The sequence below is a fragment of the Pseudoxanthomonas sp. GW835-FHT14C01 genome (genome assembly GCF_058793715.1).
In genome coordinates this window covers 459,682-482,959 of the sequence record NZ_JBXAGB010000003.1, presented here as the reverse complement: position 1 = coordinate 482,959, position 23,278 = coordinate 459,682, and the positions used below count along the sequence as shown (strand labels likewise).

General features: G+C 61.5%; 26 protein-coding genes. 8 read left to right on the top strand and 18 right to left on the bottom strand.

Translation table 11 applies throughout. The annotated features are described in order from the left end of the window. The first annotated feature begins 17 nt into the window (after nucleotides 1-17). Complete coding sequence (locus tag AC1Q5B_RS15660; RefSeq protein ID WP_313222303.1) at nucleotides 18-284, top strand: hypothetical protein; 267 nt, start codon at nucleotides 18-20, stop codon at nucleotides 282-284. Here AC1Q5B_RS15660 and AC1Q5B_RS15655 read toward each other — a convergent pair. Beyond that, complete coding sequence (locus tag AC1Q5B_RS15655; RefSeq protein ID WP_313222305.1) at nucleotides 281-640, bottom strand: hypothetical protein; 360 nt, start codon at nucleotides 638-640, stop codon at nucleotides 281-283. The two genes, AC1Q5B_RS15660 and AC1Q5B_RS15655, sit on opposite strands and share 4 nt — an antisense overlap. Nucleotides 641-789: 149 nt before the next feature. Between AC1Q5B_RS15655 and AC1Q5B_RS15650 the strand changes: the two genes are divergently transcribed. The 7 genes from AC1Q5B_RS15650 (at nucleotide 790) to AC1Q5B_RS15620 (ending at nucleotide 5,723) form a co-directional block, all read left to right on the top strand. After that, a complete protein-coding gene (locus AC1Q5B_RS15650) occupies nucleotides 790-1,719 on the top strand; it encodes an NAD(P)/FAD-dependent oxidoreductase (protein WP_435999544.1) in 930 nt (309 codons plus the stop codon). Between the two features lie 147 nt (nucleotides 1,720-1,866). Further along, nucleotides 1,867-2,214, top strand: coding sequence for an HNH endonuclease (locus AC1Q5B_RS15645; protein WP_492632454.1), 348 nt, complete (start codon nucleotides 1,867-1,869; stop codon nucleotides 2,212-2,214). Between the two features lie 183 nt (nucleotides 2,215-2,397). After that, nucleotides 2,398-2,841, top strand: coding sequence for an ankyrin repeat domain-containing protein (locus AC1Q5B_RS15640; protein ID WP_435999548.1), 444 nt, complete (start codon nucleotides 2,398-2,400; stop codon nucleotides 2,839-2,841). 25 nt (nucleotides 2,842-2,866) lie between these two features. Next, nucleotides 2,867-3,439, top strand: a complete 573-nt coding sequence (locus AC1Q5B_RS15635) for a hypothetical protein (RefSeq protein ID WP_492632453.1) — start codon at nucleotides 2,867-2,869, stop codon at nucleotides 3,437-3,439. Between the two features lie 114 nt (nucleotides 3,440-3,553). Further along, a complete protein-coding gene (locus tag AC1Q5B_RS15630; protein ID WP_492632452.1) occupies nucleotides 3,554-4,015 on the top strand; it encodes a LexA family protein in 462 nt (153 codons plus the stop codon). Nucleotide 4,016: 1 nt separating this feature from the next. Continuing rightward, nucleotides 4,017-4,421 (top strand): hypothetical protein, encoded by a 405-nt coding sequence (locus tag AC1Q5B_RS15625; protein ID WP_435999554.1) that lies wholly within the window; start codon nucleotides 4,017-4,019, stop codon nucleotides 4,419-4,421. A 39-nt stretch (nucleotides 4,422-4,460) separates the two neighbouring features. Continuing rightward, nucleotides 4,461-5,723: a Y-family DNA polymerase gene (locus AC1Q5B_RS15620; protein ID WP_492632451.1), complete on the top strand. Its 1,263-nt coding sequence runs from the start codon at nucleotides 4,461-4,463 to the stop codon at nucleotides 5,721-5,723. A 39-nt stretch (nucleotides 5,724-5,762) separates the two neighbouring features. On the opposite strand, the gene AC1Q5B_RS15615 is transcribed toward AC1Q5B_RS15620, so the two are convergent. The 17 genes from AC1Q5B_RS15615 to AC1Q5B_RS15535 form a co-directional block, all read right to left on the bottom strand. Then, nucleotides 5,763-7,160, bottom strand: coding sequence for a UvrD-helicase domain-containing protein (locus AC1Q5B_RS15615; protein WP_492632450.1), 1,398 nt, complete (start codon nucleotides 7,158-7,160; stop codon nucleotides 5,763-5,765). Continuing rightward, nucleotides 7,153-8,886, bottom strand: a complete 1,734-nt coding sequence (locus AC1Q5B_RS15610; protein WP_492632449.1) for an ATP-dependent nuclease — start codon at nucleotides 8,884-8,886, stop codon at nucleotides 7,153-7,155. The genes AC1Q5B_RS15615 and AC1Q5B_RS15610 overlap by 8 nt, the downstream gene beginning before the upstream one ends. Nucleotides 8,887-9,077: 191 nt before the next feature. Beyond that, the gene (locus AC1Q5B_RS15605; RefSeq protein WP_492632448.1) at nucleotides 9,078-11,720 is read right to left on the bottom strand and encodes a DEAD/DEAH box helicase; all 2,643 of its coding nucleotides are present in this window, start codon (nucleotides 11,718-11,720) and stop codon (nucleotides 9,078-9,080) included. A gap of 2 nt (nucleotides 11,721-11,722) precedes the next feature. Beyond that, nucleotides 11,723-13,228: a site-specific DNA-methyltransferase gene (locus AC1Q5B_RS15600; RefSeq protein ID WP_492632447.1), complete on the bottom strand. Its 1,506-nt coding sequence runs from the start codon at nucleotides 13,226-13,228 to the stop codon at nucleotides 11,723-11,725. A gap of 108 nt (nucleotides 13,229-13,336) precedes the next feature. Next, nucleotides 13,337-13,561: a hypothetical protein gene (locus AC1Q5B_RS15595; RefSeq protein ID WP_492632446.1), complete on the bottom strand. Its 225-nt coding sequence runs from the start codon at nucleotides 13,559-13,561 to the stop codon at nucleotides 13,337-13,339. A 36-nt stretch (nucleotides 13,562-13,597) separates the two neighbouring features. Further along, nucleotides 13,598-14,077 carry a JAB domain-containing protein gene (locus AC1Q5B_RS15590; RefSeq protein ID WP_492632445.1) on the bottom strand — a complete coding sequence of 160 codons (480 nt, stop codon included), beginning with the start codon at nucleotides 14,075-14,077 and terminating at the stop codon, nucleotides 13,598-13,600. A gap of 210 nt (nucleotides 14,078-14,287) precedes the next feature. Then, complete coding sequence (locus AC1Q5B_RS15585) at nucleotides 14,288-14,563, bottom strand: hypothetical protein (protein ID WP_481527138.1); 276 nt, start codon at nucleotides 14,561-14,563, stop codon at nucleotides 14,288-14,290. Then, a complete protein-coding gene (locus AC1Q5B_RS15580; protein WP_492632444.1) occupies nucleotides 14,560-15,066 on the bottom strand; it encodes a hypothetical protein in 507 nt (168 codons plus the stop codon). Before AC1Q5B_RS15580 ends, AC1Q5B_RS15585 begins: the two co-directional genes overlap by 4 nt. Continuing rightward, entirely contained in the window at nucleotides 15,063-15,392 is a 330-nt protein-coding gene (locus AC1Q5B_RS15575; protein ID WP_492632443.1) for a hypothetical protein, read from the bottom strand. The genes AC1Q5B_RS15580 and AC1Q5B_RS15575 overlap by 4 nt, the downstream gene beginning before the upstream one ends. A gap of 47 nt (nucleotides 15,393-15,439) precedes the next feature. Next, entirely contained in the window at nucleotides 15,440-15,838 is a 399-nt protein-coding gene (locus AC1Q5B_RS15570; RefSeq protein WP_492632442.1) for a hypothetical protein, read from the bottom strand. Then, nucleotides 15,811-16,551 carry an outer membrane lipoprotein gene (locus tag AC1Q5B_RS15565; protein WP_492632441.1) on the bottom strand — a complete coding sequence of 247 codons (741 nt, stop codon included), beginning with the start codon at nucleotides 16,549-16,551 and terminating at the stop codon, nucleotides 15,811-15,813. The genes AC1Q5B_RS15570 and AC1Q5B_RS15565 overlap by 28 nt, the downstream gene beginning before the upstream one ends. A 66-nt stretch (nucleotides 16,552-16,617) precedes the next feature. Continuing rightward, entirely contained in the window at nucleotides 16,618-17,643 is a 1,026-nt protein-coding gene (locus AC1Q5B_RS15560; protein WP_492632440.1) for an ArdC family protein, read from the bottom strand. Nucleotides 17,644-17,704: 61 nt separating this feature from the next. After that, on the bottom strand, nucleotides 17,705-17,920 hold the full coding sequence (locus AC1Q5B_RS15555) for a hypothetical protein (RefSeq protein ID WP_492632439.1): 216 nt from the start codon (nucleotides 17,918-17,920) through the stop codon (nucleotides 17,705-17,707). A 41-nt stretch (nucleotides 17,921-17,961) separates the two neighbouring features. Continuing rightward, the gene (locus tag AC1Q5B_RS15550) at nucleotides 17,962-18,711 is read right to left on the bottom strand and encodes an ankyrin repeat domain-containing protein (RefSeq protein WP_492632809.1); all 750 of its coding nucleotides are present in this window, start codon (nucleotides 18,709-18,711) and stop codon (nucleotides 17,962-17,964) included. A 20-nt stretch (nucleotides 18,712-18,731) separates the two neighbouring features. Continuing rightward, entirely contained in the window at nucleotides 18,732-20,156 is a 1,425-nt protein-coding gene (locus AC1Q5B_RS15545) for an ankyrin repeat domain-containing protein (protein WP_492632438.1), read from the bottom strand. Nucleotides 20,157-20,299: 143 nt separating this feature from the next. After that, the gene (locus AC1Q5B_RS15540) at nucleotides 20,300-21,397 is read right to left on the bottom strand and encodes an ankyrin repeat domain-containing protein (RefSeq protein ID WP_492632437.1); all 1,098 of its coding nucleotides are present in this window, start codon (nucleotides 21,395-21,397) and stop codon (nucleotides 20,300-20,302) included. Continuing rightward, nucleotides 21,394-23,184 carry a DNA primase family protein gene (locus tag AC1Q5B_RS15535; RefSeq protein WP_492632436.1) on the bottom strand — a complete coding sequence of 597 codons (1,791 nt, stop codon included), beginning with the start codon at nucleotides 23,182-23,184 and terminating at the stop codon, nucleotides 21,394-21,396. The genes AC1Q5B_RS15540 and AC1Q5B_RS15535 overlap by 4 nt, the downstream gene beginning before the upstream one ends. Nucleotides 23,185-23,278 lie beyond the last annotated feature (94 nt).

Below are 23,278 nucleotides of genomic sequence, written 5' to 3'. Positions count from 1 at the left end.
GCTCCCAAGGATCTTTTATGTCACCCGATGTGATCGGCTGGGCCGCTTCGGCCATCTTGATAGCCACTTTGATCAGGCAGATTCACAAGCACGCCACGGAAGACAACTCGGCCGGTGTATCCAAATGGCTTTTTCTCGGCCAGACGGCCGCGTCCGTGGGCTTCGTTATTTACAGCTGGCTGCTGGACAACTGGGTGTTCATCACCACCAACAGCCTCATCTTGCTCACCGCCTTGGTCGGCCAGTGGGTGGTGTGGCGGAAGCGAAAGCGCACACAGGCCTAGTGCTGCGTGGACGTGTCCACGGGGTGAGCGTCCAGCCACGCCCAACCCCGCTCCACGATGTCGCGCACGTCCGGCCAGAGGAGGGTTGAGTTCCCGCTCAACTCGTCCCAGAGCACTTCCATGTCGGCGTCGTCTTGGGGCAGCGCGTAGCCGCCCGAGGTCAACAACGCCAAGGCGTAAGCAGGGCATACGTCCGACCAATTCGATTCCGTCGCTTGGGAATCGCGGTTGGCGAACTCATCGAAACCGGCGGGCACTGGGGTCATGCCTGGGTAGGGCAGGCACTTTTCCACGCCTCCCGATCGGCTGAGATAATCCACCAAGCGGTGGAAGTGGTCTGAATCGAAACGTCCCATGGGAGCTCCTGAGCGGCGGCTGGCGCGTCCGACCAGCCCGGCCCCTATGACGACATGGCGCCCGTTATGGCGACGTCATTGAGGGCGCGTGCGTGCGCGGAGGGATCGTTCGTGGCAGGCTTTGCACACATCCCGATCCGGCAAAACCCATGGAACTGGACTGCATCATCGTAGGGGGCGGCCCCGCCGGCCTCACCGCCGCTACTTACCTTAGGCGCTTTCACCGACGCGTGGTCGTGTTCGATGATGGTCGCAGCCGCGCGCGTTGGATTCCGGAAAGCCACAACTGCCCCGGCTTCCCGCTGGGCGTGTCGGGGACTGAACTCCTCCAGCGCCTGAGGGACCAAGCCGCCAACTACGGCGCAACGTTCCGCCCCACCCGAGTCAGTGACTTGCGCCCCATCCCGGGAGGATGGGAGGTGGAGGCAAAGGACGGTGTCTTCTCTGCGCCCACCGTCCTGCTGGCCACGGGGGTCGTCGATCGACTCCCAGAGCTCGCTTCGGGAGACCCCGAAGCAGCGCTTAAGAGCGGGCTGCTCCGCTCTTGCGCGCTTTGCGATGGATTCGAGGCCACCGATCACCGCCTCGCCGTGGTGGGGCCACTCACCAGAGCAGCGGCCAACGCCCGCTACCTGAGCACGTTCTCGGCCAACGTCAGCGTGGTGCCAATTCCGGACCGAGGCGACAGCGGCTCCCAGACCGACACCGAGGGCTTGGTCGTCCTGCCGTCTCTCCGCTCTCTGGCGTGCCGGGATGACGGCTGGGACCTTATCGACGCCTACGGCGACACGCACCGCTTCGATTTCGTTTACGCGGCCATGGGAGCGCCTGCGCGCGGAGAGTTGGCGCGGCAAGCATGGGCCGAACTCAACGACGAAGGCGCCGTGCTGACAAACGAGCACATGGAAACCTCTCGCCATGGCCTTTACGCCATTGGTGATGTGGTCACCGATCTCAACCAGATCGCGGTTGCTTTTGGCCATGCCGCCATTGCTGCCAGCGCCATACATCGCGCCTTACCGCCGGCTCCACGTCCTGCCCGCGGATCGGAAGACCATCCGCGCATCGCACAGGCTTGACTCCCCACTCGCCCCGCGCGATAACAGCCCTGCCGCGTGGGGACTTACCCCCGGTGTATTGCCTGCTTAGCTCTGGCAACAGGTGCCCGAAGCGTTCTCGCCTAGAGACGTCGGGAAGCTATTTCCTGTCATTTCCTGAGACTAAGCATGCCCAAACTCCAACGCCTAAGAACCGATGCTTTCCACGCCCAGAAGGGCCGCTGCTGCTACTGCAGCCTGCCCATGTGGAACGCCTCACCCGAAGAACTGAAACCCTTCGGCCTGCCCGCCCGAACGGCCAACCCGCTTCGTTGCACCGCCGAACACCTGGTGGCCCAACAGGACGGCGGCAAGGACGTGGCCGGCAACATCGCCGCGGCTTGTTGGTTGTGCAACCAACGCCGCCACAAACGGAAGTCCCCCCCCTCTCCAGAGGACTACCGCGCCTTCGTGCAGAAGCGCCTGGCCAAGGGGAAATGGCACCCGCCGGGGGTGGCCAAGCTGCGACCCCGATAGGCTCTCAGACACCGCAATGAAGAACGAAGGGAGCGTGACAGCTCTTCCTTCGTTGCCGCTTCGTATTCAAGCGTGCGATCTGACTAAACTGAAAAACTGCTGGGGTTGCACGACAGTTTTTCAAACTCCTGCCCCCCTTGCGCGTTTCCGCTTCTGCGGTAAACCAGAAGAAAAGGAGGACGCATGGCCAACACCGAGTTGCTCGCTGCAATCCAACAGCGCGACCCCAATCAGGTGGCCGCGGCGATCGGACGAGGGGCCCAACCCAACGCGCACGACGCCCGTGGCTACTCGCCGTTCCACGTCGCCCTGCTCACCGCGGACGCGCCGACCGTTCGCGCGTTGCTGGACAACGGAGCTGATCCGTTGGTGCGCACGAACCTGGCCCAGGGCCGGAACATGGGCGCCAAGACCCTGGCCGCATATCGCCACGGTCGGGCGCACGCGCACCCACCGGGCAGCCGAGAGCGGGATGCCGAGTTCGCCGTGTGCGAAGCACTGGACCTCCTGCTGGATGAGCGCGGCGCGCTGCCGCACCTGGACGACACCCACTGGTGGATGAAAGGGGTCGAGGACGCGGCGGATATAGCTGCCCGCCAGGGGCGTCCGTGGAAGGCTGCGGGGTAACAGGAGGCTGGGCTACGATGTGGTCATGCCCGTCTCTGACAACCTCGCCATCCCATTGTTTCGCGCATTCGCCTTGCTCGAATACCAGCTCAAGCGCCGTCATGCATTTCTGAAAGCGGATCGGTTCGGCAATGCGATGGTGGACTGGTCCGAAGTGAAGGCGCAGGTGGACAGGTTTCCACCTGCCGACTTCGTCCTTCGGGTGGAGCCTGTTACTCGTCAGAAGATGCTTGGGGGAGCCCGTGATCGACCGAAAGTTCAGGTGGTCGTCAATGCGGGGGGCCAGCGCGAGGCAACCTTCGAGCCTCGCCCTCTTCAGCCACCCAACGAAGTTCAATCCGACGCCCGCGCCTTAGTGGAAGCGACCAAGCGCGTGCGCAAGACCTCTTCCATGGCGGCAAAGAAGATCCGGGCGAGCAGCCTTTCGATGGCGACGACGACGAATGGGGTCGTGCCGCCCTCGACGTGGCGCGGACATTGCTCGACCTCCTGGACCAAAGAGCATTCGGACCACCCGATCGTCCCTGAGCGTTTGCGCGTGGAACCGACGCTGCGCCCCGCCCCCTCGGTTTCACGGCCCCGCCCACCCTCGCAGTGACAAGGGGTTGGGCCCGTTCAGCGAAATACTAATTGGCGGCTCCGTTCGGGCCGGTCTAGCCTGTCTCCCCGGTGCCGTCTCACCGGGTGATTCTGGCTTGTAGAGACTTCCGCCATGCTCGACACCACGCTTCCGCCCGGTTACCTGGGCGCCGCCCATCTCCATCCCCTGCCGCTGCACCTGGCGTTGCTGCCAGTGCGGGCCACGTGTGGCTTCCCCTCGCCTGCTGAAGACTTCTACGGCTCGCAGGACGTGCTGGACATCAACCAGCACGTGGTGCGAAACCCGGTAGCGACGTTCTACGTGGAAGCGGACACAGGCACCTCGATGGTGGAGTTCGGGATCTTCCCGGGCGACACCCTGGTGGTGGATCGCTCCCTGACCGCCCGCCATGGGGACATCGTCATGGTGTGTTGGGAAGGCGGCTTCACGGTCAAGCAATTGCGGCTGCGCGCCGGGCGCTACGAGCTCCACTCGGGCAATCCTGCCAACGCCCCCATCGTCGTGCCGGAAGACGTGGAGCTCGACGTGTGGGGCGTGGTGACCTGGTCCTTCCGCAAACAGTTGAGGCGCTGACATGGACGACGCAAGCCGCTGGAGCCAGCTCAAACCAATGGAGGGCCCGCGCTGGCCCATCCGGTGTGGCCATGTCTTCACCGCCGAGGATGTGGTGCGCCTGCGCGAGGGCCTCTGGCCGCGCAGCGTGGATGACCGCTGGGCGTTGCATCTGGATGGCGACACGTTGCGCTGCTGGCTCTCCTGGACGGGCACCTGCATCTACGAAACCCGAATCACCATGGCCGCTGACGGCACGGGGGTGGCCGGCGTGCTGGAGGTGCTCGACGACGACGGGGACACCTACCGGCGGGCCGCCACCGATGAAGGCGAACTGGAACGGTTCGAGGGCGTGTTGTCGCAAGTGCGGCGCCGCGAAAACGACGGCGACACCCTGGCTGGGGTATCGATCATCCAGGAGGCGTGATGCGCCGTCCGCACTCCATGGATCAGAGGGAACGTTGACGTGTTCGGCTTGGTGGACGGGAACAACTTCTACGCGTCTTGCGAGCGGGTTTTCAACCCGTCGTTGCGCGGCCAGCCGGTGTGCATCTTGTCTAACAACGACGGCTGCGCGATCGCCCGCAGTCAGGAGTGCAAGCAGCTGGGCGTGAAGATGGGCCAGCCCATCCACGAGGTGCCGCCCCACATCCGGCGGCAGCTGCGAATCTTCTCGGCCAACTTCGGTCTCTACGGCGATCTGTCGGGGCGCGTGGTGTCGGTGCTGCGGGAGTGGTTCCCGCGCGTGGAGGTCTACTCCATTGACGAATCGTTCGTAACATTCGACGGTGTGCCGGACGAACAGAGGGAAGCGATGGCCCGCCAAGCGCGTGCCCAGATCCTCCAGTGGGTGGGCATCCCTTGTTGCGTTGGCATCGGTCCCACGAAGACCTTGGCCAAGCTCGCGAACAAGCTGGCGAAGAAGACGCCGCACGGGGTGGTCACCGCCCTGCCCGGTTCGCCCGAGCTTGAAACCTATCCGGTCGAAGACGTGTGGGGCGTGGGGCGCAAGCTGACGGCCAAGCTGGGCGCCGAAGGCATCCTCACCGCGGCCGACCTAGCACGTGCCGTTCCCGACACGCTGCGGGCCCGTTACGGGGTTACCCTGGCGCGCACCCAGCGGGAGTTGCAGGGGGTGGTGTGCAGCGACCTGGAGGAAGTGGAACCGGAGCGGCAGCAGATCGTCGTGAGCCGCTCATTCGGCCAGGAGGTCACTTCGCTGGAAGACCTTCAGCAAGCCGTGTCCACGTTCGCCCAGCGGGCGTGCGAGAAGCTGCGGTCGCGCTCGCTGCAGGCCAGCGGGGTGTGGGTGTGGCTCAACACCAACCCCTTCAAACCCGGCGCGGCGCAGTATCACCCCAGCAAGGCATTCAACTTCATCGGGCCGACGAGTGACACCCGCGAAGTGCTGCTGGTCGCCCAAGGGTTGGCCAAGGCCATGTGGAAGACCGGCTACCGCTACAAGAAAGCTGGCGTGGGGTTGCTCGACCTCACGCACGGCGACGTCCACCAGGGCGACCTGTTCGCCGGCATCGACCCCCGCTCGCAAGCGCTCATGAAGGTCATGGACCAGGCCAACGCGAAGTTCGGCCGGGGCACCATGGGCATGGCGTCGTCGGCGTGGCGGTCTAAGGGGCCGGCGCTGGCCAAGCCCGTGTGGGCCATGAACCAGAAAAACTTGTCGCCGGCTTACACCACCCGGTGGGATCAGCTGGTGCGGGTGAAGTAAGGGATCAAGGATCCGGCTTGAGCGACCCTCACCTGCCGACTAGTCGGGCACCGGGAATTGGACTATTGGCGAAGACGACGCAATTACAAGCGATGATCTCGCACGCGACAGGGCTACATAGAAGAGTTTCGCTCGCACGCCGGGGTTACTTTCTGAATGGAAGTGCGTCGCGTCAGGCACAACAACATGGTCGAACTCTAGCCCCTTGAGAAGTAGCGGCGTTGAGACGGTTCGCTTCGGAAGGAAGCGGCCACTGTGACTCACTCGCTGCCGAACGACGAAGGCACTCTGCGAGAGATTCTTGAACTTCCCATCAACAAGACCCGCTAATGCTCTTGAGGTATCGCGGACAAGCTCGCCCCGAAATGTCCGAGCACGCGAGTGCTTTCGTATGCTCTCAAGCACTGCGATCGCGTGGATAGCGTCACCTGTTGCACCCAGATCATCGTATGCTGCCTTAACTCGCGAAATGATATTTACATCATCCTGGCTATCAACTTCTCCTTCTCCTAAGGCCTTGGTCGTCACTGCCGACTTCACTAAGGAACGCAGACTAGCGACTCGATCTGTCGGAGCCCCTGCATCCCACTCTGCGGCGAAGTTCTGAAGCGCCACGCAGGCGATGTCTTCGATCGCTTGGTAAGAGCCTCGCGTTGACTTAGCGAGCTGATTACACGCATCTCTTCGGCAGTGTATGGCGGCAACCGTGCCCTCCACGCTATCAAGCTCGTGAAAAAGTGGACTAACTTCAAACGAGTTTTCGCACTCAACAATGGATGCAGGAGCCGTGGAAAGGTCGATCTCCTCGCCCCTTTCTAGCTTTAAGCGAACCTCAGCAATCCACTTCCCAAGCTCAGGATTCACATCTCGCCATCGCATGGGCTCCAGCAAAGTTCCGACCAAGGGGAACCGAGGAAAGACGTCGTCGGCCCAGGAAACACTTGGGTTCCCACGGAATCCAAATATTCCTTGCATACGGTCGCCAAAAACAATCGTTGGCAACTCCTCAGACAAGGCACAGACAAGCGCATGCTGAAAGAGATCGCAGTCCTGATACTCATCGACTAGAACCCTGTCGTAAGAAGCATGCAGAACTGATCTGACACCTGAAATTGTCAGAACATCAACACCGCCCTTGTAGACGTCCGACCACTCACCTCCCCTTGGCATACGGCCGAGCGGCCTACCCACTCCGGGAAACGCCGACGCATACCGAGACGACCAGCTCGCGATGGTGTCGATCGCGGCAGCCTTCGGATCGACCCCAAGGCGCTTTATACGCGCCCGAAGCGCATGCACGCCGGCGTGCGTATGGGTCAAGACCAATGTCCTACGACCTAGCGCAGCTACTCTGGCGATGAGCTCTGTCTTCCCGTGACCCGCCGGCGCAACAACGCTTCCTCGTCGAACACCAAGCAAGTTCTCAGGGTTAGGCATACAACCACGCCTCGATGCGACGAAGTGCTGAAGCCATCTCCGTTTGTGGAGCCTTCTGGACGGCCATGTCTACCGTCGGCGCGAGTCCACGGGATATGTATCGGTTCTTGAACCACCCGTTATTCTTCGCCAGAAGACCGAGCCGACCAATCACCTCTGCGCGCGTCAGCGTTGGGTCGAACTCCCAGTCTGCAAATGTCACATCACTGACCCCATCGCTCCCAACCTCGGGAAGTGCTTTGTTGATCTGATCGATCACGGTAGCGGAGCCCTTGAAGTCTTCCGCAACAATCAACAGCGTGTCGATCATGGCATCGTCAGAGACGGCCATGAAGATGGCCTGGTCAATAGCGATGTCCGAGGTGTAGGTGATCGTTGTCACCAGCACATCATCGAGATCCTTCTGCTGCGCAATGGGCACCCGCACATCGGAATCCCTAAAGAGCGCGACATGAAAGCCCAAACCTCCCAAGGCAGCGGCGAGCTGAGGTGCGAAGCTTCCGCCTCCATCAATTATCGACGCGCCGCGCTGCTCAATTGATGTGCCGCCATGCCGCTCTGGATACAGTTCACGCAGACCTAGCGCCAGTCCAAGCTCAGTGTCGCCCTCACACACGAGGATTCGGCGAGCGAACAAAGCCCGCGGCGAGTGCTTTAACACGCGCTTTAATGAAACCTGATCTGAGGGGTGCAGGATATTCAGGCGTCCCGCAGCGCCACGACGGCACACGAACAAGGACTCCGGCTCGACCTCCGACAATGCGATTTCGGAATGCGTCGTCATAAGGATCTGACCAGTCGGGCTTCCAGCCCCGAGGTCCTGCGCTTGAGATCGTTTGAGATGCGAAATCGCACCAAGAATTCGGTGCGGCTCAAGTCCTTGCTCAATCTCATCGACGAGCACGATGGCGCCATCGTCGATAGCGGCGCGTTGAATAGCAAGCGTCGCTAGCCTTCTCGTGCCAGTTCCTGCAAGCCGAAGCGGAACCTTGCCATCGTGGAGCGCGATAGAACCTGCGGAGAACCCACCTCTGCCGAGCTCAAGCCCAGGTGTATATTTGTCACCTACTTGAGCACCGACTTCAACTGCGCGCTTTTGGGCCTCGGTCGCAACATCGACCAGACTCTTGATCCCGTCGAGATTGGCACTCGACTTTGCAGCCCGATACGCTTCTGCCAGCTGTTGAGCCGCTTCGTCACCTGACTCAGTGAGTTTGGCCAGGATAGAGCCTTGTCCCCATGTCAGGTGGCGCGCGTCATCACCAGTGAGCCGAACGACTCGGAACAGAGCACGATCGCGATTAGACATCGTCCTTGGATACTGGGCGCGATCATTAATCACCTCCCACAGTGGCTCCATCGTGGCATCCACAGAAAGGCGGACAGTAAGCACTGGCTCGTCCCCGTCTTCGGGCTCATCACGCAGCTCGCCCTCCGGTGACAGACCCCGGATATAGAGGCCGAACTTGTCGTCGGAAAGGAGCTGCTTAGACAGCTCGCCGACTGTGACCTCAATCTTGAGATCCTGAGTCGTATCGCATTGCGTGAAGTCAGCTTCGCCAAACGAGAACCATCGAGAAGAGAGCGCTACCTCAACCGCGTCAAGAACTGTGGATTTCAGCGAGTCACCTGGGCCAATCAGACAGCACATCGGCTGTCGATCGGTCAGCCATTCTAGATTTCCGATCCCACGAAAGTTCTCGACGCATAGCTTGATGATTCTCATAACATCATCCTCTCTTACGAACGAGCCATGGGTGTGCAGTGGGGCAATTACTCTTAACGGGGTTGTTCAAGCCAACCAGCGGAGTGAAATGGGTCAGCTGCAAGTTGGCAGCTACACACAACCGAAAGTTCCTGATGTCCAAATCCGAAATGTAGACAGCCATTCCTTTGCCTCCGCTTGTGGCCCGCAACCTATTTGTCAATTGCCGCCTTCAACTGCTCGGTGACGCTGTTTCCCTTCTCGTCCTTCAGCTGGGCCATGAGGTAGATCCCCTTGCCCTTGCTCTTGGTCGCCCAGAGCTCGCCCACCATGCGCTTTTCCTTCTCGGTGTCGGATGAGTAACGATCCCCGCCCTTGTATTCCACCACCAGCAGGCGCCCGTCCTTGAGACGAGCGACAAAGTCCGGATAGGTGCGCTGCTTGGCCGTGGGCATCCAGAACTGGCTGCGATCCACCAGGTTGCGCACCCAGAACTCCACCTCGTCCAGCTGGTCGATGGCCTGGGCGCAGAGGAACTCCTCGCCCACCTTGCCGCCAGCGGTCTTCCATTGAAGGTCGCCCACGAAGGGGTAGTAATGCTTGCGGAATCGGTAGGTGCCGCCCTGGTAGTAGGAGTGCGCCGGATACAACGTCATATCCGCCGGATAGGTGAACATCGCGTCGGGCTCGTCGCTGACTACGACGTCGGCGGCATCGCCGAACAGGGCCTGCTGGAAGCCGTCCTTCAGTGCCTCGACCTTGGCGAGCTGGAGCTGCTCACTCAGTTTGCGCCGGAGGACGAACTGGCCATTGAGCAGTTGCGACAGGGAGAAGCCCCGGTCCTGGGACAGACCGCTGATGGCCCGGCGCACCCACTCCCGCAATACGGGTTGCTTCACGGCCGGGTCGCGGATCTTCTGGTCCAACCACCCCACCAGGTCTGCCTCGGTCCGGTCCTTGGCAAAGCCCGGAAGGTAGGTGTTCACGTCGTCGTCGATCTTGGTGTAGGTGACCTTTTCATCCACCAGATCGACCTCGAAGGTCTGGCTGTCGGCGTTGAACTTGAGGCTGGACAGGTCCGGCGGATACGCCAGCAGATCCCACGTGAACCCGGGCGGCACCGCGCCGCTTTCGATGAACTCCAGTTCGCCCTGCTCCATGACGCAGAGGCGGGGAACACTGAAAACGGCCCCGTTCTGGCTGGGAGCCTTGACGGCCTTGGAGGCGATCTGGTGACGCTCGATGGTGGCCGCAACGTCCTCGCGCTCCTTTGCGGGTGCGGCAAGGGTAATCGCCTCCACCGTGGAATCGTCCACCTCCCCCGTGATCTCGACCGTGCCGCCCTTGCCTTCCCCGTTGGGCACGAACACCACGTTGCCCTGGTCGCGCTCGGGCACGTTGGTCAGGTCCGGTTGCTTGCTGACCGCCACGGTGGTCTTGGGCGGTGTGGGGACAGGATTCGCTCCGCCTTGCAGGCCCAAGCCAGGCCCAGGTGTCGGTTCACGCTGGACGGCGCCCACGGCTTCCAACGGATTGAAGCCAATGTCAATGAGCGACTTGGTCAGCTCTGCCGCCGCCAGGTTGAAGTGGGTGGTGGTGACGTGGGCATAGGCCTTGTTCATGGTCCCCTGCTTGCGCCGGGTGGCATACGGCATCCGGAGCACGCGGCCCAGCAGCTGCTGGATGTCCTTATCGCTCTTGACCTGGGCCACCGAGCAGAACACGTAGGCAAAAGAACAGTCCCAGCCCTCCTTGAGAGCCTGCTTGGTGATGATCACCTCGATGGGGCAGTCCTTGGCGAACAGGTCGACGCCGTCGATTTCCCGCTGGTCACCGGTGGCGATGGCGATGGCCTTCTCTGGGACCTTCTCGTTATCGATGAGGTGGCGTTTGACCTCCTCCACCGTGGCCGTGCCCTTGGCGTTCTCCGCCTGGATCAGCAGGATGGGACGGATGTAGTCCGGTTCATTGAGCGCGGTCTTTCCCAGCTCGTTGCGACGGGCCACAGCGCTGCCCACCGCCGCCTCCCACTGCCCCACGTGCTCCTTGAGCACGACGGGGAACTTGATCATGTTGGCCACCTTCAGCTCGAAGGCGCTGACGCTGACCAGCACGTTGCTCTTGGTGGCTTCTGGTGTGGCGGTCAACTCCACCACCAGCTTTGCACCCAGGCGTTGGTAGACTTCGTAGGACAGAGGGGTGTTGGCGTTGTGCGCCTCGTCGGTGATGACCAGCGGCCCATGAAGCTTAAGCAGGTTGGCGAACGAGGCGATCGCCTTGCCCGACGGGTTCTGCTCCAAGTAAGGCAGATCGGACACACTCCCGGCGAAATGCGATTCAAGATCCTCGTGGTGCTCGTAAACCTTGCGGCCGTCTTGGTTCTCCACGCGCAACGCGGCCATGGTCGAAATCACCACGCACACTTTGGTGCCCAAATCAGCGGGCCTAATGTGAGTAAAGTCTTCCACATCGAAGACGGCTACCTTGCCCCCGAACGCGTCGTCCAGTTCCTGGCGGTAGGGATGCCGGGGATCCTTGAACGCTTCCAGCGTCTGGGTCTTGATCTGGGTGGTGGGCACCATCCACATGACCAACGGATACGTGCGCTCTAGGTAAGCATCACCCGAAGCTTGGATGATATGCGCGCCCATCACGGTCTTGCCGCCGCCCGTGGGGATGCGCAGGCACACATAGGGTGTGGCTTCCATGCCCGGCATGGGCTTGTAGGTCGTAACCAGGCCCGGATCCACGTTCTTCTCAAACGCAGATTCGGGACCAGTCAGCCGCGCGTCTTCGAGGAACTGGGCCAAGCTGGACAGGGCCCGCTGCTGATATACCTTCAGGGAGAGAGCCATCTTCAACGCGCCTTGATGTCGTAGGGGGTCTGCTTGAACGTGATCTGGAGTTCTTCCAGCCGCTCCTTCGGCAAGTCGCACGACTCGCCGTAAATCACCTTGGGTCCGTCGAACGGCTCCAGTCCCCGCAACACGCGCTTGGTCAGCACGTTACCGCCGGTCTTACTCTCGTCGCCCAAGATCCCATTGAACAAAAGGTAGTAGCCCACACCGTGGTGCTCGCCCAAGAAAGGCTTCTTGGCTGCACGGGTCGAACGCGCGGTGCCGGTCTCGGCGAACCACACGTGCGCGGCCAGGTGCTCAAAGCGAATGCCGTCTCTGATGTGGCCGTTTTCATCGAACACGGGAACGCCAAGCTTGTAATAGCGAAACCCTCCGCCGCCTTTCCATTCGACGTCTTCTGATATCCCACCCTGTTCTCCGTCCACAACTTGCACCAATCGAGGCTGGGCGATTGTTCGGGCATGCTCTCCAAGCTCAATGCCAATCCAGCGTCGCCCCATTTTGTGAGCCACCGCGGCCGTGGTGCCAGACCCCAAAAAACTGTCCAGCACCAAATCCCCACTTTTAGTAGAAATCTGGAGCACCCTCTCTATCAATTTCTCGGGCTTCGGGGTTTCAAACTCATCGCTCTCAACGAAAGCTCTCACCTCTTTCTTTGCATCTCGAGTGGTGCCCGCATCCTGCGGAAACCAGAGCGACTCTGGCACCCGACCCGCTTGATCCTCTAGATAGATCTTCCGAATAATTCGAGTCTCATCCGCGGAGAACATAATCTTTCCCGCTTTCAACTCGGCTTCAAACGTATCCCGACTAAAGCGCCACCCTTTTGGAGGATGCTTGATGATTTTTCCACCAGGAGTCTTGATGTCATACATCAGGTTCTTTCGAACCAGGGAGTTTCTGACATCTCCCGATCGCCACGGACCTCGGGGATCATCATCTGGATTGGAATAGTTAACGTTGTGCTCTTCTTTTCGTGGGAAATTCAAGAGCTCAAATGCATCCGACTTCTTGTAACCCAGCAAATGGTTATGGTGGATAGATAGCTTTCCACTGTATCCCTTCGACTGAACGCTATGGTTCCAGACGACGTTGCCGATGAAGTTTTTGCGCCCAAACACTTCATCAGCAATGACCTTGAAGTAGTGGGATTCATTGTCGTCTAACGTGGTCCAGATACAGCCATTCGGCGCCAACAGCTCTTTTAGCAGCTGAAGACGCGGATAGATGATGGACAACCACTGCGAATGACCAATGTTGTCCTCGTAGTGAACGCTTACCGCCGTTTGAGTGTTATATGGCGGATCGATGAAGATGCACTTCACCTGCCCGGCGTAGTAAGGCAGCAGCGCCTTGAGCGCATCGAGGTTGTCCCCCTCAATGAGCATGTTGGGGGAGTCTTCGTCCCCATAGGAAAGCTTGGCGACCGGCTCCAGCAGCCGGTAGGGAGCCAGGGCGGCGCGTGTCAGGTCAGCGTCGCGGTTGAACCAAGAAAGCAGTGGCATCCAGTGATCCCCTAAGACAGGCCCCCAGTATCGTTCAGCCAAAGGATGCAGGGCCAGTTTCGCAAGGCCTGAGACGGCCCAACCCTTTGTTTTCCAAGGGTTGGCGGATCACTGGCAAGCCAGCGATACCACCGTTTGCGCAGAGCCAAGGTCTTTCGGCAGCTGGGCCTTGCAGACCCCCGCCACCTCCACCACCTGCCCCGGCTCGGGGTGCTGCAGGTAGAGCGCCCCATCGAAGCCCACCTGGGTGGTCTCCCGCGGGGTGGTGGCAACCGTGCCGGGCCGGATGGCAGCGCCGGTCAGGGTGTAGGAGCGCGCCATCTCTGCGGCCAACGCTGGCTTCGAGCCGCTCCTCGGTGAAGGGGGCGGTCACACCCACCCCCGTGAGGCCATCGACACGTGCGAGGTGCCCGCGACTACCAGGTGGTCCAGGACTCGGACGTCGAGCAGTGCCAGTGACTGTTTCAGACGGGCCGTCAGGGCGCGGTCGGCCGCGCTGGGCTCCGAGTTTCCGCTGGGATGGTTGTGAAAGAAGATGACCGCCGCGGCGTTGTGGTCCAAGGCCTGCTTGGCCACGATGCGGGGGTGAACTTCACAGCCATCGATGGTGCCCTGGAAGAGGTGCTCGGTCGCGATGATCCGATGGCGGGTGTCCAGGAAGACCACGCCGAACACCTCGTGCGGAAGGCCGGCGCAGCGGGCCTTGAGGAAGTCGGCGGCGTCGCTGGGGTCGGTGATGGCGCCTTGGCGCTGCAGGCGGCGCTCCAGGATTTGCGAGGCGGCCAGGAGGATGCCTTCCTCGTCCATCGTCAGTTGATACTGGGCCCGGATGTCGTTCGCTCGCTTCATCTGCTTTCTCCACCGGCGCGGGATGCGCCTCTGGGAACGGATGGGCGAAGCGATCAGCACCTCCCGCACCCGGGAGCGAGCACCGCCAGGCGCACAGCGAAGGGCCGGAACACCGTGGAGGAGGCCTGCCCTTGCGGGAGGGGCAAGCGGAGCCAAGACTCCCAGTCAAGAGGCCACTGCCCGGTGGATGCTTGAAGTGAACGGCTGGCTTCAGCGACCGAAAAATAGAGTGAGGACCAGTAGGGCCGCCATGAAGAAGACGAAATAGCGCAGCCCAATGACGGTGAGAATAAGCAGAAAATAAAGCACCTCCTGCACAATGCCACCGCGATTGAACCAGCCCGGTGCATTCTCAGCGCCCCGAGCCAGACGATTCTTCCGCCAACGCTCCTTATCAAGGTTGCGCTGCTGCTCGTCGAATGTCCTTTGAAGCGAAGGGCTTCGGCGTGCGTTCCACCAGGACGCGGCGCTACGAATGAGGTTCATGGGGAACTCCCAGGCAACCCTTCGGCATCGTAAGCCACCGCCTCCCACAATGCCTCATAGGCAGCTCGTGCTTCAGGACCCAGACGAGCCATGTCCGCCGTCATCGCGGCAAGGCGACGCTGGATTCGACTCCGCGCAAGCATGTCGGCGGGGAGCTCGCTGGCCTCGACCAGGACGTGGCAATCGGCTTTGATGGTGTGAACAGGGACCCTCAATCGCTCGGCCAGGGACTGGACCGACTCCCGCGCGAGCACGCCCTTCTTGACCTCCTTTCGGCGAGCCTTGGTCATCGTCCTTATCCGTTCGGTGCCCGATTCGGGCTTGAGCCCGAGCGCCTTCAGATCGGAATGAATGGTGGTGTCCGTGAAGCTGTAGCCCAGTTCCATGGCGAGCGCGTGCGATGCCTCAATGGCCGTCATCCCGTGACGGAATACCTTTGCCAACGTTTGGCGTCGCAATGCTCGCATGTCCTCCCGCGCCACGTGATAAGCAGACAGGCTCATGCGCTCATCCCCAGGGTCTGCGAGGACAAGGCGCGCTCCCGTTGGGTGACCGGATTCCAGGCGCGGTGTTCCTCCAGGTAGCGCTGCAAGCCCGCATCCACCATCACGTCGCCGCTCAACAGCGGCAGTGGTCGATCGTGCTGCTTGTCCCTGAGCATGGCGTAGGCCACCTGCTCGGGTTCGCCGTAGGCCAATCGGTGGGCGTCCAGCAGGCGGTCGATGGCGTCCACGTCCCGGCGGTTGACCAGCGATTCCGTGTAGAGGGCCTGGAGCAGCAGGTCGCGTTTCCCGTCGGGCAGGAAGAGGAGATCCGCAGGGTCGCGCACGTGGACCGGTCCGGGGCTGGAGAGGCCGTGGGAGGGTGTTCTATTCATCATCGGACAACGCTGCGGAGGGGCTCACTAATGGCGGCGCTGAAGGCCATCATCAAGAGCGTGGAAAACATCAATGCCGCGAAAGTGACCGCGATGAAAGCGTAAGTAGTTCCCACTGCAATCGCCTGAAAGGCGAAGTATGAAACGACGAACAAGACGAACAGAAGGCGCAGGATATCAACCGCCATCCTCCACGATAACGTCATGAGTCCTTTTCCATACGATGGCTTGAGCGAGGAAGGCGCATCGCTCGAGAAGACCAGGTAAGCGTAAGTGATGGTTTGTGCCAAGCCGCGTCCCACCATGATTGGCACAATGAAGAAGACCGGTATGGCCATCACTACGAGCAGAATCAACGTAAAGCTGCTCATCATCGCCCTGCCTTGGCGCAGGAGCATCCTTGGGCGAGCTCGTAGCCATCTGGGCACATCAGGCCGCAGGACTCTTGACCGAGGCTGCTTCGCGTCGTTCCGTTCCACGGACCATCTTCTGCTTCGCTGTTCGAGCACCCACCCCACCCACAAGCCACCTTAGATAGCCCTTCCCCGCCGGTAACCGAAGTCATGGTTGACCGCGGGATCGGCACCACTCGGGTCTTGCTGCCCTTCCCCACCAGGAACACCTGATCCCCCTGGCGCACGTCCGAGTCGGCGTCTTGGACGATCGCAATGATTCGCTGGCGTTTGTCGCTCAGGTCGCGCACGTAGATTTCGATGGCGCGCCGGCCAGAAAATCCATTCTGGATGGCCGTGCCGGCGACCCCACCGATGATCCCAGCAGCTACCCGGGCGGCGCTGCGGTAGTCCCCGTCCACCTTGCGGGCCGCGCCGTAACCCACCGCGGCGCCGATGGCCGAACCGGCGTTGACTTTCTTGTCGCTCTTGAGCTGGATTGCGCGAACCATCAGGACTTCGCCCGATCGCATCTCGCCCAATCGCACTTCGCCCAACCAGGCGTATGGATCGCTACTCAAGCACCCACCGTTACCGCAAGCCACCTTCGGGACGGACAGGGCTTCGGAGGTGCCATAGCGGTGCGAGGAAGTGTTGTCGGCGGCAAAGGCCGAGGGGACAAGGGCGGCCAGTGCGATGGCGAGAACGATGGGCTTCAAAGGACACCTCCATTTCGTGAGTAGGTATCCCTATGCATAACTCGAATTGGTGAACCCGCAAGGGGATCAGGCCACCATCACGTGTTCCCGCTGCTTGGTCTTCGAACGCCCCTTGGTGCGAGCCTTTTCGACGTTAGGTTTTTCAAGCTCCTGCTGGTTGGCCGCCACCGGCTGCCTTTCCTGCTCCACCTTCGGCAGTGGTTCGTGGACGAGCTCGGGGACCCTCAGGAACTCCACCACCCGTTCGGCCGCTGCAGCGGCTCGGAAGAGTTCGCGGGGGTCGTTGCGGAGGATCTGAATCCAGTGCTGGATGTAGGCCGCGTGCTGGGTGGGGTCGTGGCCTATGCCCAAGCGTTCGCCCATCAGCATGGACGACACTTCGGCCACCAGTTCTTCCTTCGCGTAGTCCACGGAGCCGAAGCCGCCCTTCATCGGGCGATTCAAGCGGGAGGGGAAGCCGGTCCAATGACCGAGTTCGTGCAGCGCGGTGGCGTAGTAGCCGCTGGCCGAGTGGAAGGTGTTGCGCTCGGGCAGGTGGATGCTGTCGGTCATCGGGCGGTAGAACGCCTGGTTGCCCCCGTCGTGGTGGATCTTGGCCCCACTCTCCCGGATGACCTTCTCGCACGCCTGGTGGATCTCCGGTTCCGGCCGCTGCTCCGGTAAGACCAGGGCGGGCAAGCCGTCGATCTGGTAGGCGTTGAACACCCGGGGGAAGAACACCTTGGGGTGGGCCTTGGCGATGAGCTCGGGATCGCCGCTCTTCTTCGCCTCCTCCACCGGTGACCAGTCCCAATATTCGATGACCGATGCTTTCTCGCCTTTGCGGACCTGGGCGCCAACGGCGGTGGCCTGCTTGTAGGTCATCCACCGGTTGTCCTTCACGTCCCACGCGGTCTGCAGGGCCCACAGGTGGAGCATGTTGCCGCCCCGGTAGCTCCTGCCGGTGGTGGGGTTCATCGGCAGCCCCAGGTCCATGCGCGCGTCCCACGGCTGGACGAAGGGCCCGGTGCCCTCTTCCATCTGACGGATCAGGCGTTCGGCGACGTCGCGGGAGTGGCGCTGGAGGAAACTTTCAGAGGTGGAATCGGACACGACAGGGATCTCCTGGGAAGGAAATGCACCCTGTCGGCGGTGCGGGATGGTGGTGGGCGGATTACGGGTGGAGGGTGACGGCTCGGCCTTGCTCCAACGCGCTCTCCAGCAGCGCCATCACCTGATCGATGACCAGCCGGGAGTCGGGGTCCCCGTCGTCGTCCTGGAGTTGGAAGCGGATGCCGGCGGGGGTCTTCAGGACCACGAAACGGGGGGACGCCGCCAGGGCGTCTTGGCGATCGAGGGCGGTTTCGTGGAGGGCGTCGGAATGGTCCATGGCTTCAGCATGCGACGGCGTCGGGATTTGGCAAGCCCCGGTCACAAACGCATCCTTGAGCCAGGAGATGCTTGGCGCAACTGCCTTTCCAAGCGCTTGTGTCGCTCACCCGCGCGCAATTCATAGGCTCGATTAATCAGCATGCCAGGTGGAATGCCTACCCATCTCATCACGGCGCACGCGCCTTCGGTCAGTTCATACCCCTCCGTGAGCAGAAAGGCTGCGATGTCTAACCCTCGACTACCCTCCAGCATGCGCACCGCACTGACGATGGGTGAATCGCTTGTGTTCCTTGGGGATCGATGGGCAACAAACAACTTGGCCATCTCCAACGTGCCCGCATAATTCAGTGGGACAAAGCTGCTGACCGGATGAGGCTCGTCACATCTGACTCCTGCGATGACCCGAGTCTCCTTAGTCAATTCTTCCGCACCAACATCACTTCCAGACGCTAACAGCAGTTGTGCGCATCCAAGGTGGTCGGAACCGTTTGGAGTTACATATCGCCTTCCCGCTTCCGCGGACAGGTGCAGCGCAGTCGTTCCGGCGACTTGCCTCAGCAGCCCCGTTTGCTGCCTCTGCGCACCTACAAATGTGGAATGTTCGATGCGAGCATTCACATCGGCGCCCGCGCCGATCAAGGCCCTCAAGGCCTCTTTGGCCCCATAGAGGGCGGCGACGCATAGCGGAGTTCGGCCTTCATCATCCGCCCTTTCAATGCCGGCACCAGCCTCCAACAGGGCAAGAACCAAGTCCGCGCTGTTCAAGCGTGAGGCCTCGTGAAGAGACATTTCAGACCTGTCACGCGATCTCATAGACGCATCCGTTGGCGGGGGGCTTCCTGGACGGCTGCGTGAGATTGCGCTTGGGCCTCCTCCTTGGGATTCCAAATCTTGTCACCGATGACCATGCAGGGGCCGTCGTTTCCTTGGCGCTTAGGAGGTGCCCATTCGTTGACCGTTGGAAGCCTGGCTTCTAACCATTGTTGGCGAGCATTGGCCTCGGCGGTCATCAGGAATGTGTGGACTTCTTGATGGAAAGCACGGAATGAGGCGGTCTTCCCGTTGCCATCCTTAGCCAGGATGTCAGCGCCCTTCTTAACGAGGTTTTCTATCAAGTCAATACTCATCCCTACGGCCTCCCCATACTCATCTGCAGCTGCGGCTGCCTTGAACAGCGGAGTTTCGCCCCGGTTGTCGCGCGCGTTGGGGTCCGCGCCTGCCTCCAAAAGCATCCTCGCTGTATCGCTCAGATTCGTCGGATCGACTTTATCTGCATGGTATGAACACACCGCATGAAGAGCGGTTCTGCCTTTCTGACTGGCGTGGTTGGGATTAGCGCCTGCGGTCAGTAATGCTTCAACCACTTCGGTGTGGGCCCTCCGCGCGGCATAGTGCAAGGGCGTATTGCCATTGTTGTCGACTACGTCAGGATGGAGCCCTGCGTCTAACAGCTTGGCCACGATGACCTCATCGCCCACGAAGGCCGCCCGATGGAGTGCGGTTGCTCCATCCACACCTCCCCTGTTCGGATCAGCTCCGGCTGCCATCAAAGTTAACAACACATCCGCCCTACCCATCACCGCAGCACCGTGCAACGGCCTATCACCGTTGAGGCTGGCTTGGTTTGGATCAGCTCCTGCCTCCAACAGCTTGGCAATGAAGGCGTCCTCGCTGACCATAACAGCGTGATGCAGGATACTGAGACCAGACGCGTCCGACTTATGGTTCGGGTCGACACCGGCTTTCAGTAAGACCTCCAACGTGCCAACCGATGAATTTGCATAGATGAGATCGATGGGGGCGTCCCCTGCATAGTAGGCAGGGGAAGGCCAACTCTTGCTGGAATGGTTGGCAACGCATTTGGCATTGGGATCAGCACCGGCTTTGAGCAGCAGTCTTACTGAATCCGTTCTCCCTGTCATACAAGCCCAGTGAAGGGGGAACGTCCCCTCGCTCTCCTGGTTAGGGTCGGCGCCAGCTTCCAGTAAACAATTCAAGGCCGCCAGATGACCACGGAAAGCGGCGGCATGAAGGGGTCTCGTCACATTATCACCTCCATTGGGATCCCCACCTGCAGCCAACAACTGGGAGAGGATGCCAGGGTCCGCGTGCTTCGCTGCAAGAGTCATCGCAATCGGACTTGGAACCGCCCCGGCGTCCAGCAACAAAGACACTTTCGCCATGTCATTCTTCTCAACTGCATCTGTAAGACTTTTCGCCGTTTCAAAATCCATGGCCCCTCCCTCTGTTGTGTCCGAACGCACCCTCCATCGGAAATGGCAGAGGGTGGCGGGCAATTCGACCTAAACAGGTGAACCGCCCCTCCCTTTGTTCTACCGCGTCGTTGGAAACGCGCAAGGGGTGGCACGCAAGGCCTCTACAACCGTAGCCGTTGGCGCGGCACGTCCTGGGCAGCCGCCGGCTGCACCTGGACATCATCATGCGCTTTCCAGACCACACCCCCGATCACCATGGAAGTCGTGGACGGGCAGCTCGCATGGAGAGCCGCGGATGGGGCCTTGTTCAACCGCTCTTGCAGGTGAAGATGCCGCTCGGTGGCGCGCATCTCATGAGCCCGGTGGTCGAGTGCACCTTGCTCCATCCCCACCATCTCCATGACTTTCAGATCGTGATCGTTGGGCAGATAGCCCTGATTCAACAGGAACGCCGCAATGTCCAAGCCCTGCTGTCCCTTCACAACACCCACGGCACCGGCAAAAGGGGATGGGCTGCCTTCCAGAGGCGACCCGTGGGCCACGAGGAGCTTGGCCATGTCCAGGGTGGTGGCCGCGTTGAGCGGCAGCAGTGAAAAGGAGGATTCAATCTCATCCCCAGTGGGCAGCACGTTCTTCAACGTCGCCCTCACCCGCTCTTTCGCGCCGATGTCCGCCCCAGCGGCCAGCAATGATTCTGCGCAACCCGAGTGGTCGGGCCGGTTGGGCGATGAACAGTTGGCACCGGCTTGCGCGGCGGCGTGCAGAGCGGTGCCGTTGGTGAACGTCGTTTCCCGCACGACCTGGGCGTCGTAGATGATCTTCCGGGTCACGGTGTCCCACTTCGTGTGGCAGATGCGGGCGTGGACGTCCGCCCCCTCGGCAATGAGCGCTTCCAACGCATCCTTGGACCCGTAAAGCGCGGCTTGATACAGCGGGGTTCGTCCTTCGTATCCGAGCTGTTCGAGACCTGCTCCGGCCTTTAGCAGGGACTTCACCACCAAAGGTTGGTTGAACCGAGCGGCTTCGTGAAGCGGGGTGTTGTTAGTCTTGTCGACGGCGTCCACCTGCGCCCCCTGCCCGATCAACCACTCGCACACCTCTGGATGCCCGCCTTGTGCGGCTTCGTGCAGCGGGGTGAACCGGTCCTTGTCAGCATGGTTCACGCCGGCCCCCATGGCGTGGAGCAGCTGGCATTCGGCGAGGTTGCCGGCCAGGGCGGCTTCAGCAAAGCGTGCTTGGAGATCACTTGGGGACGTCATGACGTTTCCCCAGATGCCGGGGCTTCGAGAAGCGGACGGTCGCTCGCGTGGGAAATGAACTGCCGGAAGTGCTCGTCCAACTTGCGCTCCTTCTCCCGCGCCGCGTCTTCTGCCAGCGCTTGCCCATAGAGCTCGGCCAGCTCCTTGCCCTGCTGGATGTCGTTCATCGCCAGCCACTTCTTCTCCAATCCCTTCTGGTGCTCGCGGCGCTTCTGGTCGTTGAGATGGAGGTCGGTTCCCCAGGGCCCCAAGGTGGGGCGAACAATGCCCGTCACCGGCATGACCGTGACGGAGGCCGAGGGCTTCGTGACCGGGGCCTGCAGCACCGCGCCATTGATGCGCAACCGCACGCACTCCTCCTGCTTGCCGTTGACGCGGCGATTGGACCGGGCGCCGTCGTCCAGGCCCAGTTCCTTCATCCCGCGCCAGAACTGCCGGCCGGTGAGCAGGTCGATCTCGGTCAGGCCCTGGCGGTAACCCCAGTTCTTGTAGTTCTCGTAGACCTCGCGCATCGGGATCGTGCACTCGTCAGTTTCCACGCGCACCACGCGTTCGGTCTGCGCCCACGCCATGACCTGGTCGCTGCTCTGGCGGGCGGCCAGCTTGGCGGCGCGCACGGCTTCGGGCATGTCGGCGTCGTTCTCCGTCAGAGCGCGGCCCCGGGCCACGATGCGGCGGGCGCCTTCCAGCATCCAGTCCAAGACCAGTTGCCCTTCCTCGGCCAGGATCTTCTTGACCAGATCGGGGTCGTGCTGATGCTGCGGCACGGCCTTCTTCCAATGGACGACCGTCAGGCGGCGCCAGACGCCGTTGCTCTTGTCACGGATGTAGGGCGCGGAGTTCGAGGTGATGATCCACTTGGCGGTGGAGTGGTAGCTCGCCAGCTGCTTCTGGTTCTTGCGGTCGATCCCGATGCCATTGCCCGAGACCATCGTCTTGAACCGTCCCTCGGCCCACTTTTCGCACTCCACCTCGTCCACCAGGATGAGGCTGGCTCCAATCAGGGGTTCGAGGCTGAAGCGGTCGCCCAGGGTCTCCAAGTTGCAGCGGGCCACCTGGCGGTGAATGGCTTCCACGATTTCCGCCAGCGTGGACTTGCCGCTGCCAGCGACGCCGTGCCACCACGCGGCTTGGCTGTAGACCCCGGGCAGCAGGGTCATGCCGCACTGCTCTTGCAGCAGAGCGATGACGCGCGGATCGTCGTGGGCCTGGCTCAAGAACCGCGCGAATCGGGAATCAGCCGGGAGCGACTTTGGCTTGTAAGCATTCCCCACCTTGCCCCCGCAAGCCACACGAACGGCATGGGTCATGCCCAGAGCGGGATCGGGGGCGAGCACGTGAAAACCATCCTTGAGGATCTCCACGTAGCCGTCAGCCACCGGCACGATGGCCCGCTTGGCCTGGGCAGGCATGCGGTTCTTCTGGCGCAGCCGAAGGGCTGCCATGTCCCAGCAGTCTTTTGCCAACTTGGGGCTGCCTGCGAAGTCGGCGTTGCGGTCGATCCAGTCGGACGCCACACCCACGCCTTCGGCCTCGCTGATCGCCTGCCAGTAGAGCCCGTTCCAGTGGTGAACGATCTCACCGGTGCTGCTGGTCGCTTGGCACGCCCACAACCGATCGATGCACTCCACCGTTCGTCGGGCAAACAGGATGGGCAGCGATGGTGGCTTGCGTTCGCCTTCGCGGTTGACCGAGTGACGCTGCAGTTGGTGGAGTTCTTCAGCCTCGACACTGACTTTGCGGTGCGTGGCTTCCGCTCCCAAGAATCGGGAAGCGTCGAATGGCACGACATTCGATGAAACGTCGGCAGATGGGTTGACAGCATCCCCAATCGGGGACAATGTATTTGTAGACATTGTTGTGGTTTCCTTCCAAACCCTC

Bases quoted from the DNA above. Each gene is read 5' to 3' on its own strand.
- AC1Q5B_RS15660 (WP_313222303.1), top strand. From the start codon at position 18: ATGTCACCCGATGTGATCGGCTGGGCCGCTTCGGCCATCTTGATAGCC.
- AC1Q5B_RS15655 (WP_313222305.1), bottom strand. From the start codon at position 640: ATGGGACGTTTCGATTCAGACCACTTCCACCGCTTGGTGGATTATCTC.
- AC1Q5B_RS15650 (WP_435999544.1), top strand. From the start codon at position 790: ATGGAACTGGACTGCATCATCGTAGGGGGCGGCCCCGCCGGCCTCACC.
- AC1Q5B_RS15645 (WP_492632454.1), top strand. From the start codon at position 1,867: ATGCCCAAACTCCAACGCCTAAGAACCGATGCTTTCCACGCCCAGAAG.
- AC1Q5B_RS15640 (WP_435999548.1), top strand. From the start codon at position 2,398: ATGGCCAACACCGAGTTGCTCGCTGCAATCCAACAGCGCGACCCCAAT.
- AC1Q5B_RS15635 (WP_492632453.1), top strand. From the start codon at position 2,867: ATGCCCGTCTCTGACAACCTCGCCATCCCATTGTTTCGCGCATTCGCC.
- AC1Q5B_RS15630 (WP_492632452.1), top strand. From the start codon at position 3,554: ATGCTCGACACCACGCTTCCGCCCGGTTACCTGGGCGCCGCCCATCTC.
- AC1Q5B_RS15625 (WP_435999554.1), top strand. From the start codon at position 4,017: ATGGACGACGCAAGCCGCTGGAGCCAGCTCAAACCAATGGAGGGCCCG.
- AC1Q5B_RS15615 (WP_492632450.1), bottom strand. From the start codon at position 7,160: ATGCCTAACCCTGAGAACTTGCTTGGTGTTCGACGAGGAAGCGTTGTT.
- AC1Q5B_RS15610 (WP_492632449.1), bottom strand. From the start codon at position 8,886: ATGAGAATCATCAAGCTATGCGTCGAGAACTTTCGTGGGATCGGAAAT.
- AC1Q5B_RS15605 (WP_492632448.1), bottom strand. From the start codon at position 11,720: ATGGCTCTCTCCCTGAAGGTATATCAGCAGCGGGCCCTGTCCAGCTTG.
- AC1Q5B_RS15600 (WP_492632447.1), bottom strand. From the start codon at position 13,228: ATGCCACTGCTTTCTTGGTTCAACCGCGACGCTGACCTGACACGCGCC.
- AC1Q5B_RS15590 (WP_492632445.1), bottom strand. From the start codon at position 14,077: ATGAAGCGAGCGAACGACATCCGGGCCCAGTATCAACTGACGATGGAC.
- AC1Q5B_RS15585 (WP_481527138.1), bottom strand. From the start codon at position 14,563: ATGAACCTCATTCGTAGCGCCGCGTCCTGGTGGAACGCACGCCGAAGC.
- AC1Q5B_RS15580 (WP_492632444.1), bottom strand. From the start codon at position 15,066: ATGAGCCTGTCTGCTTATCACGTGGCGCGGGAGGACATGCGAGCATTG.
- AC1Q5B_RS15570 (WP_492632442.1), bottom strand. From the start codon at position 15,838: ATGCTCCTGCGCCAAGGCAGGGCGATGATGAGCAGCTTTACGTTGATT.
- AC1Q5B_RS15555 (WP_492632439.1), bottom strand. From the start codon at position 17,920: ATGGACCATTCCGACGCCCTCCACGAAACCGCCCTCGATCGCCAAGAC.
- AC1Q5B_RS15550 (WP_492632809.1), bottom strand. From the start codon at position 18,711: ATGTCTCTTCACGAGGCCTCACGCTTGAACAGCGCGGACTTGGTTCTT.
- AC1Q5B_RS15545 (WP_492632438.1), bottom strand. From the start codon at position 20,156: ATGGATTTTGAAACGGCGAAAAGTCTTACAGATGCAGTTGAGAAGAAT.
- AC1Q5B_RS15540 (WP_492632437.1), bottom strand. From the start codon at position 21,397: ATGACGTCCCCAAGTGATCTCCAAGCACGCTTTGCTGAAGCCGCCCTG.